15 protein-coding genes and 1 tRNA gene are annotated in these 13,175 nt (G+C 72.0%); 2 read left to right on the forward strand and 14 right to left on the reverse strand.

What is annotated here, in order from left to right; genetic code table 11:
- Positions 1-6: 6 nt before the first annotated feature.
- The 5 genes from PZB77_RS16265 to PZB77_RS16285 all read right to left on the reverse strand — a co-directional run bounded on the left by PZB77_RS16265 (position 7) and on the right by PZB77_RS16285 (position 5,742).
- A complete protein-coding gene (locus PZB77_RS16265) occupies positions 7-987 on the reverse strand; it encodes an NAD(P)-dependent oxidoreductase (RefSeq protein WP_275493324.1) in 981 nt (326 codons plus the stop codon).
- A gap of 11 nt (positions 988-998) precedes the next feature.
- Complete coding sequence (locus tag PZB77_RS16270; RefSeq protein WP_275493325.1) at positions 999-1,469, reverse strand: PPOX class F420-dependent oxidoreductase; 471 nt, start codon at positions 1,467-1,469, stop codon at positions 999-1,001.
- A gap of 210 nt (positions 1,470-1,679) precedes the next feature.
- Positions 1,680-2,495, reverse strand: coding sequence for a YceI family protein (locus tag PZB77_RS16275; RefSeq protein WP_275493326.1), 816 nt, complete (start codon positions 2,493-2,495; stop codon positions 1,680-1,682).
- Between the two features lie 170 nt (positions 2,496-2,665).
- Positions 2,666-5,137, reverse strand: coding sequence for an MFS transporter (locus tag PZB77_RS16280; RefSeq protein WP_275493327.1), 2,472 nt, complete (start codon positions 5,135-5,137; stop codon positions 2,666-2,668).
- Between the two features lie 23 nt (positions 5,138-5,160).
- The gene (locus PZB77_RS16285; protein WP_275493328.1) at positions 5,161-5,742 is read right to left on the reverse strand and encodes a MarR family winged helix-turn-helix transcriptional regulator; all 582 of its coding nucleotides are present in this window, start codon (positions 5,740-5,742) and stop codon (positions 5,161-5,163) included.
- 338 nt (positions 5,743-6,080) lie between these two features.
- Between PZB77_RS16285 and PZB77_RS16290 the strand changes: the two genes are divergently transcribed.
- Positions 6,081-6,296: a hypothetical protein gene (locus tag PZB77_RS16290; protein ID WP_275493329.1), complete on the forward strand. Its 216-nt coding sequence runs from the start codon at positions 6,081-6,083 to the stop codon at positions 6,294-6,296.
- A gap of 261 nt (positions 6,297-6,557) precedes the next feature.
- On the opposite strand, the gene PZB77_RS16295 is transcribed toward PZB77_RS16290, so the two are convergent.
- From PZB77_RS16295 to PZB77_RS16330, 8 genes are all read right to left on the reverse strand, one after another.
- On the reverse strand, positions 6,558-7,412 hold the full coding sequence (locus tag PZB77_RS16295) for an RNA polymerase sigma factor SigF (RefSeq protein WP_275493330.1): 855 nt from the start codon (positions 7,410-7,412) through the stop codon (positions 6,558-6,560).
- A gap of 235 nt (positions 7,413-7,647) precedes the next feature.
- The gene (locus PZB77_RS16300) at positions 7,648-8,526 is read right to left on the reverse strand and encodes an RNA polymerase sigma factor SigF (RefSeq protein ID WP_275493331.1); all 879 of its coding nucleotides are present in this window, start codon (positions 8,524-8,526) and stop codon (positions 7,648-7,650) included.
- A 528-nt stretch (positions 8,527-9,054) separates the two neighbouring features.
- A complete protein-coding gene (locus PZB77_RS16305) occupies positions 9,055-9,348 on the reverse strand; it encodes a Dabb family protein (RefSeq protein WP_275493332.1) in 294 nt (97 codons plus the stop codon).
- A 13-nt stretch (positions 9,349-9,361) separates the two neighbouring features.
- The gene (locus tag PZB77_RS16310; RefSeq protein ID WP_275493333.1) at positions 9,362-9,526 is read right to left on the reverse strand and encodes a hypothetical protein; all 165 of its coding nucleotides are present in this window, start codon (positions 9,524-9,526) and stop codon (positions 9,362-9,364) included.
- 289 nt (positions 9,527-9,815) lie between these two features.
- A tRNA-Ser gene (locus PZB77_RS16315) sits at positions 9,816-9,900 on the reverse strand.
- Between the two features lie 45 nt (positions 9,901-9,945).
- Positions 9,946-10,374: a tRNA adenosine(34) deaminase TadA gene (gene tadA / locus PZB77_RS16320; protein ID WP_275496086.1), complete on the reverse strand. Its 429-nt coding sequence runs from the start codon at positions 10,372-10,374 to the stop codon at positions 9,946-9,948.
- Positions 10,375-10,488: 114 nt separating this feature from the next.
- A complete protein-coding gene (locus tag PZB77_RS16325; protein ID WP_275493334.1) occupies positions 10,489-11,064 on the reverse strand; it encodes a hypothetical protein in 576 nt (191 codons plus the stop codon).
- Between the two features lie 217 nt (positions 11,065-11,281).
- Complete coding sequence (locus PZB77_RS16330; RefSeq protein WP_275493335.1) at positions 11,282-11,536, reverse strand: hypothetical protein; 255 nt, start codon at positions 11,534-11,536, stop codon at positions 11,282-11,284.
- Between the two features lie 150 nt (positions 11,537-11,686).
- Here PZB77_RS16330 and upp point away from each other — a divergent pair, with 150 nt between their 5' ends.
- On the forward strand, positions 11,687-12,322 hold the full coding sequence (gene upp, locus PZB77_RS16335; protein ID WP_275493336.1) for a uracil phosphoribosyltransferase: 636 nt from the start codon (positions 11,687-11,689) through the stop codon (positions 12,320-12,322).
- 90 nt (positions 12,323-12,412) lie between these two features.
- On the opposite strand, the gene PZB77_RS16340 is transcribed toward upp, so the two are convergent.
- Positions 12,413-13,012 carry a LytR C-terminal domain-containing protein gene (locus tag PZB77_RS16340; RefSeq protein WP_275496087.1) on the reverse strand — a complete coding sequence of 200 codons (600 nt, stop codon included), beginning with the start codon at positions 13,010-13,012 and terminating at the stop codon, positions 12,413-12,415.
- Positions 13,013-13,175: the final 163 nt, after the last annotated feature.

A 13,175-nucleotide genomic window follows, 5' to 3' on the forward strand; every position in this document is an offset into this window, starting at 1 on the left:
GGCCCGTCAGTAGCCGCGGCCCAGGTCCACGGTGAGCGCGGGCCGCCGTCCCGCGCGGAGCTCCGCCCAGCAGGCGGCGAAGTCGGTGACGACGTCCTCGTCCGCCGTGATCCCCGCCGAGTGCGAGGTGACGACCGTGCGGGGCAGCCGCCAGCACGGGTCGCCCGGGGCGGCCGGTTCGGACGGGAGGACGTCGAGCACCGCCCGACGTACGGAGCCGACCCGCAGCGCGTGTTCCAGCGCCGCCAGGTCCACCGTCGCCCCCCGCCCCACGTTGACGAACGACGCCCCGCGTACGCACCCGAAGCGCTCCGCGCCGAAGAAGTCCTCCGTCGCGGCGGTGAGCGGCAGCGCCGCGACCACCCAGCGCGCCTCGCCGAGCGCCTCCCGTTCGGCCTCCCCGCCTGCAGTCACCACCCGGTCGAAGCCGGCCGGCGGGAGGGCGGGTACGGTCCGGGCCACGCCGACCGTACGGAGTCCGCAGGCCCGCAGCAGGACCGCCACCGCCGAACCGATCCGGCCGGTGCCGTGCACGAGGGCGGTTCGCCCGGCGGCGAGTTCGGACGGCTCGCGCCGCCACTCCTCGCGCGCGTGCCGGGCCGCGAACTCCGCCACCCCCTGGCATTCGGCCAGCACCCAGGCGAGGACGTACTGCGCGATCCGCTCGCCCATCCTGCCGACCGTCCGGGTCAGCAGCGCCCCGGCGGGCCAGGGGCCGGGGGCGAGCAGGGCGTCCGTACCGGCGTTGACGCTGTGGAACCAGACCAGGCCCTCCGCCGGTAGCCCCGTCGGCCGCGCGTCCCCGACGTACACGACGGGCTCCCCGGCCCGGACGGCCGGCTCCCCGTCCGCCGGGTACGCGGCCCAGGGACGGCCGGTGACCTCCGCCAGCCCGCGGCCCACCGCCGGCGCGAGGCCGGGGGCGGTGAGCAGCCGGGCGCGAGCGAGGAGGCCGGGGCCGGGCAGCGCTGGCGTCGTGGAAGGCACGGGGGCGGTCCTCAGTCGTCGGCGACGAGCCGTGCCGGGAAGCCGCCGGTGGCGATCGGGCCCCAGCGTTCCGGCGTGATCCGGATGATCGACTTGCCCTGCTTGATCATGGCGGCCCGGTACTCGTCCCAGTCCGGGTGCTCGCCCGAGATGGTGCGGAAGTACTCCACGAGCGGCTCGACCGAGTCGGGGGTGTCGATGACCTCGGCGGTGCCGTCGATCTGCACCCACGGGCCGTTCCAGTCGTCGGAGAGGACGACGACGCTGACCTTCCCGTCCCGCTTGGCGTTGCGGGTCTTGGCGCGCTCCGGGTAGGTGGAGATCACGATCCGGCCGGCGTCGTCGACCCCGCAGGTCAGCGGGGAGGCCTGGGGACGGCCGTCGGACCGCGCGGTGATCAGCAGCGCCCGGTGGCGGGGTGTCACGAACGCCAGCAACTCGTCACGGTCGGCGGTGGTGTTGGTCGCGATGTGGGGAGCCATACGTCCAGCCTATGCCGCACTCCTCACCGTCCCGGCGCCCGACCCGACCGGCCGGCCCGCCCGCCCCGCCTGGTTACGCGCGCGCCGGGCCGGTCACCGGTGGGAGGCGTACCTTCCCCGGCGACCGGCCTGGTGACCGGCCCGGCGACCGCCCCGGCCGCGCCGCGCCCGCCCCGGCAGGAGCCCGCCCCGCCGCCCGCTGCCCGCCGCTCAGCCGGGCAGGGCCTCGCCCTGGACCGCCTGGACGTCCAGTTCCACGCGGAGCGTCGTGCCGATGGCGGAGATGCCGGCCTTCACGACCTGGTTGTAGTTCATGGCGAAGTCGTCGCGGCGCAGCTCGGCCGTGGCGCGGAACGCCGCCCGGACCCCACCCCACGGGTCGGGGCCCGTGCCGAGGTAGCTGAGGTCGAGGTCGACGGGGCGGGCGATGCCCCGCATCGTCAGCTCGCCGCGGACCGTCCAGCGGTCCGGTCCGGCGGGGACCAGTCCGCTGGAGTGGTAGGCGAGCTCGGGGAACCGGTCCACGTCGAGGAAGTCGGCCGACCGCAGGTGCTTGTCGCGCATGCCGTTGCCGGTGTCGATGCTCGCCGCGTCGATGACCGCGTCCACCCGGGACCGCGCGATGTCCTCGTCGATCACGATCCGGCCGCTGAACTCCGTGAAGCGGCCGCGCACGCTGGAGATGCCCAGGTGCTGGGCGGAGGCGGCCACCGAGGAGTGCGCGGGGTCGAGCGACCAGTCACCGGGCGGCGGGAGTTCCACGCCGCCCTGGCGGGCGAGGACGACGGTGCCGGCCTCGATGCGGCCGCCTGCGGTGACGAGGGCGGTGGATGCGGCGGGCGCGTAGCCGACGGCGGTCACGATCACCGTGTACGCACCGGCCGGCAGCGGCTCGTCGGTGCGGGTCGTCCCGTCCTCGTCGGCGGTGGCGCGCAGTATCTGGCTGCCGGTCATGTCGGTGACCGTGACGATGGCGTGCTGGACCGCCCAGCCGTCCCGCGTCCGTACCTGTGCGCGAAGTCCCATACCGTTCTCTCCTTGCTCACTTGCGTAACGACTGAGGAAACGAGTCGGGCCCCGGGGCGGGGCGGCAGGCCGTCCCCTGCCTGCCGCACGCGCCACCGGGGCCCGTTTCCACCGGCCGGGACAGACTCTCCGCTGAAAGTGCCGTCCTGCCGGGGGTCTTTACCGCTCGGTCACTCGCCGGGGTGGACGAGTTCGATGTCGTGTCCGTCGATCCCGTGACCGGTGACGGTCACGGTGCTCGCCACCGGCGGGTAGCCGGTCGCGACGACGGAGTACTCACCGGCGTCCAGATCGGTGAAGGCGTACGCGCCGTCCGCACCGGTCGTGGACGAGGTCACGACGTTGCCCGCCGCGTCGATCAGGGTGACGCGGGCGTCCGCGAGGGCGGTACCGGTGGAACCGGCGCGCACCACGCCCCGGACCAGCGCACCGGCCTGGAGCGCGACCTCGACCCGGGTGACACCCGTGCCGGCGATCTCCACCGGGAGGGCCAGCGGGCGGTAGCCGGCCCCGTTCACCGCGATGGTCACCGCGCCGGGGACCAGCTCGCCGAAGGCGAACTCACCGGTCTCGCCGGAGGTACCGGTGGCGAGCACGTCGCCGCGGACGTCGGTCACGATGACCATGGCGCCGTGGACCGGGGTACCGGCCTCGGCGGCCCGGACCGTACCGGCCAGTCCGCTGGTGCCGGCGAGCAGGATGTCGTAGGCGACCGGCTCGTCGCCGACGACCACCGTGGACGCCTGCGGCTGGCAGCCGTCGGCGGAGGCGATCAGCACGTAGCTGCCGGTCCCGGGAGCGTCGAGGACGTAGGAACCGTCCGCCCGGGCGACCGAGCGGCCGAGCTGACGGCCGCCGAGCGAGATCAGCGTGACGGCTGCCTCGGCGACGGGGGCGCCGTCCGCACCGCGCACCACACCGCGCACCGGGGTGCCCTGGATGGTGAGGGTGTCGGTCGAGGTGGCCGCCGGAGCCTGCGGGGCGGAAGCCGGGGCCGCCGGAGCGGTGGCCGGGGCGGCGTCGGCCGAGGGGGCCGCGACCGCTTCGGCGGTGGCCGGGGCGGCCGCCCTCTCGCTGCCGGAGGTGGTCCGCAGGGCGACCTCCTTGATGAAGATCGCGAAGAGGAAGGCCAGCAGCGCGCACGGAGCGGCGAAGAGGAAGACGTCACCGACACCGTGGCCGTACGCGGACTCGACGACCGCACGCACCGGGGCGGGCAGGGTCGCCAGGTCGGGGATGCCGCCGCCCGTGCCGCCGGTGCCCTTGACGCCGAGGTCCGAGAGACCGTCCGTCACGTAGTGGGAGACGCGGTTCGCCATGACGGCGCCCAGCGCCGAGACGCCGATGGCGCCACCGAGCGAACGGAAGAACGTGACGACGGAGCTGGCCGCGCCGAGGTCGCTGGGGTCGACCTGGTTCTGGGCCGCGAGAACCAGGTTCTGCATCATCATGCCGACGCCGGCGCCGACGAGGAACATGAAGATCGCGACGTGCCAGTACGTCGTGTCGTACCGGATCGTGCCGAGCAGGCCGAGACCCGCGGTGACCAGGACGCCACCGGAGACGAGCCATGCCTTCCAGCGACCGGTCTTGGTGATGACCTGGCCGGAGATGGTCGACGAGAGGAAGAGACCCGTGATCATCGGGATCGTCATGACGCCGGACATCGTCGGCGACTTGCCGCGTGCCAGCTGGAAGTACTGACTGAAGAAGACGGTGCCCGCGAACATCGCGATACCGACGAAGAGCGAGGCCACCGAGGCGAGCGTGATGGTCCGGTTGCGGAAGAGCCGCAGCGGGATGATCGGCTCGCGGGCCTTCGACTCGGTGAAGACGAACGCACCGATGAGGACCACGACGCCCAGCAGCATCACGACGGTCTGCCAGGAGCCCCAGGCGTACTTGTCGCCCGCGAAGGTCACCCAGAGGAGCAGCAGCGAGACGCCGGCGCTGATGAAGAACGCGCCGGTCCAGTCGACCTTGACGTCACGCTTGACGACCGGGAGCTTCAGGGTCTTCTGGAGCACGAAGAGGGCGATGATCGCGAACGGCACACCCACGTAGAAGCACCAGCGCCAGCCCATCCAGCTGGTGTCGGTGATGACGCCGCCGAGCAGCGGGCCGCCGACGGTGGCGACGGCGAAGACCGCGCCGAGGTAGCCGCTGTACCGGCCGCGCTCACGCGGGGAGATCATCGCGGCGAGCACGACCTGCGCGAGCGCGGAGAGACCGCCGACGCCGATGCCCTGGATCACGCGGAAGACGATCAGCATGCCGGCGCTGGTCGACAGACCGGCGGCGGCGGAGCCCAGCACGTAGATGACCAGGGCTATCTGGACCAGCAGCTTCTTGCTGAAGAGGTCCGAGAGCTTGCCCCAGATCGGGGTGGTCGCGGTCATCGCCAGCAGGGAGGCGGTGACGACCCAGGTGTAGGCGCTCTGGCCGCCACCGAGGTCGGAGATGATGTGGGGGAGCGCGTTGGAAACCACCGTCGACGACAGGATCGCGACGAACATGCCGAGCAGCAGCCCGGTCAGCGCTTCCATGATCTGCCGGTGTGTCATCGGCGCGCCGTCGGGAGCTTCGGCGCCCCCGTGCTTGGCGTGGCCGCCCCGCACACCGGTCGGTGTGGTCGTAGCCATGAATGTCCTTTGCTTTGCTTCTGTTACAGAGGTGTACGGGTGTCCGTCGGGTCGTCGGCGACCGGGACGAGCCCTTCCGCGGGCTCCCGGTCCGGCTCGACATCCTTCGGGACGGCGGGTCCGGCGAGCCGCGCGCGACAGTCGTCGCCGTGCCGTCCGGGGGTGCACACACCAGGAGTGCGGGCAGCGAAGCTGCCGTTGAGCCGTGCCAGCGACGTGACGATCTCTCCGACTTCTTCGTCGGACCAGTCCACGAGGTTGTGCGCGAACACCTCCGCGCTCCGCCGACTGAGGTCGACGAGCACGTCGTGCCCGGACGAGGTCAGCCGCAGGATGCGGGAGCGCTTGTCCGCGGGGTCGGGTGACCGCTCTATCCAGCCGCGTTCTGCCACGTGGGCGACGTGTCGGCTGGTCACGGACATGTCCACGGAGAGCAGCTCGGCGAGTCGGCTGATGCGCATCTCGCCGTGTTGGGCGAGGAGCGTGAGCACCGCGGCCGAGCCGCCGGGGCAGTCGGAGGGAAGAACGCGAGCGAGTGCCCGTTTCACCACGCCTATGGCGCTGAGCTGCCGGGCCAGTTCTTCGTACTGACTCCGTGCGGCCACGGGAACCCCCCGACTTCGTGCGGTCTTCGCAGCGGACTGCTGCTCCCTACATCTTGTTGCTTAGGGCAACCATAGAAGCCGTTGGTTGCTGCAGGCAAACTAAAGAGGGCTTGCACAAGTAAAGGAAATCCAAAGGCTGCTTAGGCCGTCGGTCAAAGCCCCAGCGTGCGGCGTCGGCGGGCCGGCCGTGTGTCTCGCACCACAGGGGGAGGGCCCCGTCGGCGCACGTCGACGACGCGGGGCGCCGGTGGAGATGGGGGGGAATGTCCGTACGAACCGTCGCCCGGAGGTTCCCCGGGGGTTGGGCGGAAGGCCCGAGTTCGCTAGGGTCCTGGCCCATGGCACACAACCCCCACGCCCCTCAGCAGGGCCCCGCGGGCAATGACGACCCGGCGGGCAGTACGCAGATGTTCCGCGCCTTCGTCGACGACGGAGAGCCCCAGCGACGGCCCCAGCAGGCCGCGCCGTCCGGCGGCCCGAAGACCGGGGTGATCGTCGCGGTCGTCGCGGTCGTCGTCGTCCTGGCCGCGATCGCCTGGCTCGCGCTCGGCTGATCTCCCTCCTCGCGGGCGGCCTCCGGTGACCCGGGGGCCGCCTGTCGCGTTCCGGCGCGGCGGCGGAACGCGTCGGGGCGAGCGGCGAACGCGGCGTGAGGGCGCGGCAGCGCGGCCGGGCGGGCTGCCGCACCGGAGCACGCGGTGCCGAGAACCACCGGGTCGGCCGGACGTATCGGGGCGCGACCCGCCGACGTCCGGGCGCGCTCCGGGCTCGAGGGGCGCCGCCGGGTGCGCGAGCCTCGCCCGGCGGCGGGGCCGTCAGTCGGTGATGAGCCCTTCCCGCAGCTGCGCGAGCGTGCGGGTCAGCAGGCGCGAGACGTGCATCTGCGAGATGCCGACCTCCTCGCCGATCTGCGACTGGGTCATGTTGGCGAAGAACCGCAGCATGATGATCTGCCGCTCGCGGGGCGCCAGCTTGGCCAGCAGCGGCTTCAGGGACTCGCGGTACTCGACACCCTCCAGCGCGGCGTCCTCGTACCCCAGGCGGTCCGCGAGGGAGCCCTCGCCGCCGTCGTCCTCGGGGGACGGGGAGTCGAGCGAGGAGGCGGTGTACGCGTTGCCGACGGCGAGCCCGTCGACCACGTCCTCCTCGGAGACGCCGAGCGCCTTGGCCAGCTCCGGGACGGTCGGCGAGCGGTCCAGCCGCTGCGCCAGCTCGTCGCTGGTCTTGGTGAGCGCCAGGCGCAGCTCCTGGAGCCGGCGGGGGACCCGCACGGACCACGAGGTGTCACGGAAGAAGCGCTTGATCTCGCCCACGACCGTCGGCATGGCGAACGTCGGGAACTCCACCCCGCGCTCGCAGTCGAACCGGTCGATCGCCTTGATCAGGCCGATGGTGCCGACCTGGACGATGTCCTCCATCGGTTCGTTGCGGCTGCGGAAGCGCGCTGCCGCGTACCGCACCAGCGGGAGGTTGAGCTCGATGAGTGTGTCGCGTACGTAGGCCCGCTCCGGGCTGTCCGTTCCCTCGGGACCGAGTGCGGCGAGCCGCAGGAACAGGGAGCGGGACAGCGTACGGGTGTCGATGGCTTCCGACGAGCTGGTGAGCACGGCAGGCGCGGGCGCGCTCTTCGTGAGCGTGAGCACCTTCGAGCTGCCCTGGTCTACGGACATGCCACCCCCTTGAGGTCGCGGACGGTCGCGGTGGCCGCGACCATCGGAGGAACGCAGCCTCCACCTGAATACCGGAGGGGAGGCTGCGGCAAACGCGGTTCCAGCAGAATGTCACATGTCGGCAACACGCTGTAGTGACATGTCGATAAGTCAGCGCCGCGTATGTGCAGGAAGCGGGGGGTGTGCGACCCCGGGGCCGCGGGAAATCCGCTCGGAGACGGTCTACCCGTTCCGGTTACGCCTCGATCCTGTTTGCGGATCGCAGTCTGGCGAAGCTTCTGGCCAGAAGTCTTGACACATGCATCTGGGAGACCCCCAGTTCGGCGCTGATCTGGGACTGCGTCAGGTTGCTGTAGTAGCGCAACAGCAGGATCCGCTGCTCCCGCTCGGGCAGTTGGACGAGCAGGTGCCGTACGAGGTCGCGGTGTTCCACGCCGGCGAGCGCGGGGTCCTCGTACCCGAGGCGGTCGAGCAGACCGGGCAGACCGTCGCCCTCCTGGGCCGCCTCCAGCGAGGTCGCGTGGTAGGACCGGCCGGCCTCGATGCAGGCCAGCACCTCGTCCTCGGAGATCCGCAGCCGCTCGGCGATCTCGGCGGTGGTCGGGGAGCGCCCGTGCGCCGTCGTCAGGTCTTCGGTGGCCCCGGTGACCTGTACCCACAGTTCGTGCAGGCGGCGGGGCACATGGACGGTGCGGACGTTGTCCCGGAAGTAGCGCTTGATCTCTCCGACCACCGTCGGCATCGCGAACGTGGGGAACTGGACGCCGCGTTCGGGGTCGAACCGGTCGATCGCGTTGATCAGGCCGATGGTGCCGACCTGGACGACGTCCTCCATGGGCTCGTTGCGGCTGCGGAAGCGCGCCGCCGCGTACCGCACCAGCGGCAGGTTCGCTTCGATCAGTGCCGCCCGGACCCTGCGGTGTTCGCCCGTCCCGGGCTCGAGGTCCTTGAGCTGGCCGAAGAGCAGCTGGGTGAGCGCCCTGGTGTCGGCGCCCCGGGTTCTCGCGGGAGGCGCGGAAGGGTCGGGCGTCTCGGTCTGGATGTCGTCGGACGGTTCGGTCCGGACGTTCGGGGCGGTCTGGGGAGGCACTTGAGGCGCTGCACTGGCCGGCACGGTGACGCCACCCCTTCACGGTCGACTTCACGGTCGCACTTCACGATCGGAACGGTCGGGTCGCACGGTTGGACCGCACGGTCGACCGGCGGTCAACGTGACGGACAACTGCGGTCAATTCATCCATCAAAAGCGGTCATAGCATCACAAGACATGTCCACTGTGTGCAAGCACCGTATATAGCCGTGTTGGAGTCAAACGGGTTTAAAAGCCAACAAAAGCCCCTCGCCTGAAGGGCGGGAGGCTGCGGGGGGCGTCCGGGCACCGGTCGTCGCGCCGGGCGGGGCGTACCCGCGCGGGCCACACGCCCCCGGCGCGCGCCACCGCGAACGGCCCCCGCGCGGCTGGCTGTACGAGCCCGCGCACGCTTCCGGGTGCGGGCCGGACGTACGCACCCCGGTGCGGGCCGGCGCGCCCGGGGCGCACCACGGCGCCGCGCGCACACCGTCACGCCGGCCGGTCGCGGGAGCGGGGCCCGGCGCAAGGGAGCGGGGCCCGGCGCAAGGGCGCGGGCCGGGCGCGGGTGGCTCAGAAGGGGTAGTCGGCGATGACCCAGGTGGCGAACTCGCGCCACTGACCGGCCGCCGCCTGATGTGCGGGGTGCTCGATGTACCGGGTGAGCGCGTTCTCGTCCGCGACGGCGGAGTTGATCGCGAAGTCGTACGCGATCGGCCGGTCGGTGATGTTCCAGGCGCACTCCCAGAACTCCAGCTCGGGGACGACGCCGTTCAGTTCCCGGAACGCCTTCTCGCCGGCCACGACGCGCGGGTCGTCCCGCTCGACGCCGTCGTTCAGCTTGAACAGGACCAGGTGGCGGATCATCGGCGGCGCGCTCCTACTTCACCAGTTCGGACATGAAGTCCCCGACGCTCCGTGCGGCGCTGGAGATGCCTTCGAACCCTACCTGGACGAGGTCGGCGGCCCTCGCCGGCGACGTGATGATCGTGTACAGCACGAAGACCACCACGATGTAGAGCGCGATCTTCCTCGCTTGCGCCACAGCCCCTGCCTCCCCCTCGGTCCGGTGCGCGGTCGGCAGATTGTATCCGTACACCTGCTCGGAATCGGGGGCCGAGGGCGATCATTGTGGGATCTGCGGCGCGGGGTTCCCCGCGGTGGCCGCCCGGAGCACCGCAGGACCGGGGACCCGGCGGCCAGGCCCCTTCACCGGTCCGCACGGACGGTGCGGGCGGTCACGGGCGACGCACGCCCCGGCCACCTCTTCCGCGCACGCGCGTGCCGGACATGCTCGAAGGGCCCGACGCGATGCGTCGGGCCCTTCGTAAGAGCGGTAGCGGAGGGATTTGAACCCTCGGTGAGTTTCCCCACACTCGCTTTCGAGGCGAGCTCCTTCGGCCGCTCGGACACGCTACCGAGAGAGAGCTTAGACCATGCCGGGCCGGGATCAGAAATCGGTTCTCAGAGCGTCCGGAAGAAGCCCGTGAGCTGGGCCGAGCACTCCTCCTCCAGGACGCCGTGGATCACCTCGGGCCGGTGGTTGAGCCGCCGGTCGCGCACCACGTCCCAGAGCGAGCCGGCGGCGCCGGCCTTCTCGTCGCGGGCGCCGTAGACGACCCGGTCCACCCGCGACTGCACGAGCGCGCCCGCGCACATCGTGCAGGGCTCCAGGGTGACCACGAGCGTGCAACCGGTGAGCCGCCACCGCCCGAGGGCGGCGGCGGCTCCACGGACGGCGAGGATCTCGGCGTGCGCGGTCGGGTCGCCGGTCGCCTCGCGCTCGTTGTGGCCCGTGGCGACGGTCGATCCGTCCGGTCCCAGGACGACGGCACCGACCGGAACATCACCGGCCAGCGCCGCCTGCGCCGCCTCGTCCAGGGCGTGGCGCATCGGGGCCCGCCACGGGTCCCGTACGGGATCGGCGGCGTGGGACGCGAGAAGGGGGGTGGGGGAAGGAGGCGGGGGCGGGGGTTCTTCGGGGGGGCGCGCGGTCACCCGCGGACCTTAGCGGACGCTCTCCAGGACCTCGTCCGCTCCCAGCGCGTCGACGATCTCCGCCAGCGCGTCGGTCCGCAGCGTCAGCAGTGCCTGCTCGGAGAGGCCGAGGTCGGCGAGGATCGAGGCGTCCCCGATGGGTCCGGCCGGCACGGCCTCGGGGTCGTCGTCGGGGTCGGCGGCCCCGGCGGGGGGAGCGGCGGCGCCGTCTTCGTCCTGGTGGCCGAAGTCCGGCTCGTCGTCCTCGGTGCCGTCGAGGCCGACCAGTTCCTCCAGAGCGGCGATCTCGACCTCGGCCCCGGGTTCGCGGCCGAGCAGTTCGTCGGTGAGCAGGATCTCCCCGTACGAGGAACGGGCGGCTGCGGAGGCGTCCGAGACGTAGATACGGGGGTCCTCCTCACCGTCCACGCGGACGACGCCGAACCACGCGTCCTCCTGCTCGATGTAGACGAGGACCGTGTCCTCGTCCACCGAGGCGTCCCGGGCCAGATCCGTCAGGTCGGACAGGGCCTCCACGTCGTCGAGCTCCGTGTCGCTCGCTTCCCACCCGTCTTCGGTGCGCGCGAGCAGTGCGGCGATATACACCGTGACACTCCCACTGGTCAGAGGTGAATCGGTCCGGCGGGAGGGCGGACGATTGTCCGACCGCGCTGAGCCCCGCCCAATCGGCATCGTGGCAGAAACATCGGCCGAGCGAGACCTCTTCGGACGTTGCGTCGGCCATCAGTTCCGCGAGGGTCCGGTCGGCGGAAGCCGCTGCGGAGCGTTCGGCGAGGGCCGCGTGCGCCGGTCGGAGCCCCCGTCACCAGCGGAAGGTACGCATCCGCATCTGTTGGCGCATACGGGCCGCACGGGCCCGGCGGGGCTGGACGCGATCCCGCAACTGCTTCGCCTCGTGCAGCTCCCGGAGGAACTGCGCCCGGCGACGGCGGCGGGCCGCGTCACTCTCCTGCGCGTGCTCCGTACTGGTCGGCGCGTCGCGCTCGTCGCGCGCGTCACGCGGTTCGCGTCGTTCCCGCGTCGCGGGCTCGTCCCGCTTCCACTCCCGGTCAGACATCCGCACACCACCCCAAGGCTGGTCCGTACGCCTCACCTTCCCCCCGAACGGACGGATGATGCCAGCGCGAACGTCCGGGTGCGCGCGGACCGGGCGCCCGCAGCGAGGGACGAAGCTCGTGCCGTGCGGGAGGCCGTTACTGTGGACGGCATGCGGATCCACGTCGTCGACCACCCTCTGGTGGCGCACAAACTCACCACCCTGCGCGACAAGCGCACCGACTCCCCGACCTTCCGTCGGCTCGCCGACGAGCTGGTCACCCTGCTCGCCTACGAGGCGACCCGGGACGTGCGTACCGAGCTGGTCGACATCGAGACCCCGGTCTCCCCCACGGCGGGCGTGAAGCTGTCCTACCCCCGCCCCCTGGTCGTACCGATCCTGCGCGCCGGTCTCGGCATGCTGGACGGCATGGTGCGGCTGCTGCCGACGGCGGAGGTCGGTTTCCTCGGCATGATCCGCAACGAGGAGACGCTCCAGGCGGAGACGTACGCGACCCGGATGCCCGAGGACCTCTCGGGCCGCCAGGTCTACGTCCTCGACCCGATGCTGGCGACCGGCGGCACGCTCGTCGCCGCCATCCGCGAGCTCATCAAGCGGGGCGCCGACGACGTCACCGCCGTGGTGCTGCTCGCGGCGCCGGAGGGCGTCGAGATCATGGAGCGCGAGCTGGCGGACGCCCCCGTCACCGTGGTGACCGCCTCGATCGACGAGCGGCTCAACGAGAACGGCTACATCGTTCCGGGCCTGGGCGACGCGGGCGACCGGATGTACGGCACGGCCGACTGAGGGCCGTCCCCTTACGCACGACGGCCGGTCACGGGTGGGGTGACCGGCCGTCGTCGTGTCCGCGGGCGCCCGTGCTCCGGCCCGCGCCGCTCAGCAGCCGGAGGGGGCGGGGGCCGGCTTCGTCAGCGCGGCCAGCGCGGCGGCGGCCGCCTGCGGGGTGCTGAACGCCGTGAAGCGCGTGCCGAGGATCAGGTCCACCTCGGCGTTCTCGCGGGCCTCGGTCTTCCGGACGGTACCCGGCAGCTGGGTCTCCAGGACCGGGAACGCGCTGTCGGCGGCGGCCGGTGCGCCGAGCAGCAGCCCGGTACCGGGGACCTTCTTGTCGTACGCGGCGGGGGCATTGCCGACCTCACCGACTCGGAACCCGCGCTTCTTCAGCTCGTCGGCGGCGGACTTGGCGAGGCCGCCGCGCACCGTGGCGTTGTAGACGTTGACCGTGATCCGGCCCGGTGCGGGCAGCGTCTTCCGGGCCATCGCCTGCTGCGGAGCGACGGCGCACTCCCGCTTGTGGTCGGCCGCCCGCACCGTCGTGTCGCCGCCGGAATAGACGTCGATGAGCTGCAGCGTGCCCCAGCCGGCCAGTCCGAGGGCCACGAGGGCGGTGACGCCGGCGAGGACGAGCTTGCGGCGGCGACGGGGACGGCGCATCCGGGGATAGGCGTTACCCGTGATGCGGTACTTTCCGCCCATGCCGGGGGGAGTGAGCATGCTCATGTGCGCAGCGTAGTGCGGGTGGCCGATGTTGCGTACTAAATGATCAACCGATGGCACCCGCATGCGCGGTATTGCACCCGAAAGGCCCGGCCCTGCGGAGGATGGTCCGCGGGGGTGGTAGGGACGCCCGTCGGGCCGC

Origin of the sequence: Streptomyces sp. AM 2-1-1 (genome assembly GCF_029167645.1) — a bacterium.
GTDB lineage: Bacteria > Actinomycetota > Actinomycetes > Streptomycetales > Streptomycetaceae > Streptomyces.